The sequence below is a fragment of the Pseudoxanthomonas jiangsuensis genome, from assembly GCF_010093185.1.
Lineage (GTDB): Bacteria > Pseudomonadota > Gammaproteobacteria > Xanthomonadales > Xanthomonadaceae > Pseudoxanthomonas > Pseudoxanthomonas jiangsuensis.
Map to the genome: position 1 here is coordinate 1 of NZ_PDWL01000067.1, position 1,108 is coordinate 1,108.

General features: G+C 49.5%; 3 protein-coding genes. 1 reads left to right on the forward strand and 2 read right to left on the reverse strand.

All coding sequences use genetic code 11. The features are described from left to right. Positions 1-245: serum resistance lipoprotein Bor (gene bor / locus CSC62_RS17215; protein ID WP_075252861.1), on the forward strand; the 245-nt coding region annotated here is incomplete at its 5' end. Positions 246-276: 31 nt separating this feature from the next. Here bor and rzpD read toward each other — a convergent pair. Both rzpD and CSC62_RS17225 read right to left on the reverse strand, forming a co-directional pair. Further along, positions 277-738: a prophage endopeptidase RzpD gene (gene rzpD, locus CSC62_RS17220; RefSeq protein ID WP_000092275.1), complete on the reverse strand. Its 462-nt coding sequence runs from the start codon at positions 736-738 to the stop codon at positions 277-279. Beyond that, a partial coding sequence (locus tag CSC62_RS17225; RefSeq protein WP_162407889.1) for a glycoside hydrolase family 24 protein occupies positions 735-1,108 on the reverse strand: 374 nt, incomplete at its 5' end. The genes CSC62_RS17225 and rzpD, both read right to left, overlap by 4 nt.

A 1,108-nucleotide genomic window follows, 5' to 3' on the forward strand; every position in this document is an offset into this window, starting at 1 on the left:
GTGCTCAACAGACGTTTACTGTTCAAAACAAACCGGCAGCAGTAGCACCAAAGGAAACCATCACCCATCATTTCTTCGTTTCTGGAATTGGGCAGAAGAAAACTGTCGATGCAGCCAAAATTTGTGGCGGCGCAGAAAATGTTGTTAAAACAGAAACCCAGCAAACATTCGTAAATGGATTGCTCGGTTTTATTACTTTAGGCATTTATACTCCGCTGGAAGCGCGTGTGTATTGCTCACAATAATTGCATGAGTTGCCCATCGATATGGGCAACTCTATCTGCACTGCTCATTAATATACTTCTGGGTTCCTTCCAGTTGTTTTTGCATAGTGATCAGCCTCTCTCTGAGGGTGAAATAATCCCGTTCAGCGGTGTCTGCCAGTCGGGGGGAGGCTGCATTATCCACGCCGGAGGCGGTGGTGGCTTCACGCACTGACTGACAGACTGCTTTGATGTGCAACCGACGACGACCAGCGGCAACATCATCACGCAGAGCATCATTTTCAGCTTTAGCATCAGCTAACTCCTTCGTGTATTTTGCATCGAGCGCAGCAACATCACGCTGACGCATCTGCATGTCAGTAATTGCCGCGTTCGCCAGCTTCAGTTCTCTGGCATTTTTGTCGCGCTGGGCTTTGTAGGTAATGGCGTTATCACGGTAATGATTAACAGCCCATGACAGGCAGACGATGATGCAGATAACCAGAGCGGAGATAATCGCGGTGACTCTGCTCATACATCAATCTCTCTGACCGTTCCGCCCGCTTCTTTGAATTTTGCAATCAGGCTGTCAGCCTTATGCTCGAACTGACCATAACCAGCGCCCGGCAGTGAAGCCCAGATATTGCTGCAACGGTCGATTGCCTGACGGATATCACCACGATCAATCATAGGTAAAGCGCCACGCTCCTTAATCTGCTGCAATGCCACAGCGTCCTGACTTTTCGGAGAGAAGTCTTTCAGGCCAAGCTGCTTGCGGTAGGCATCCCACCAACGGGAAAGAAGCTGGTAGCGTCCGGCGCCTGTTGATTTGAGTTTTGGGTTTAGCGTGACAAGTTTGCGAGGGTGATCGGAGTAATCAGTAAATAGCTCTCCGCCTACAATGA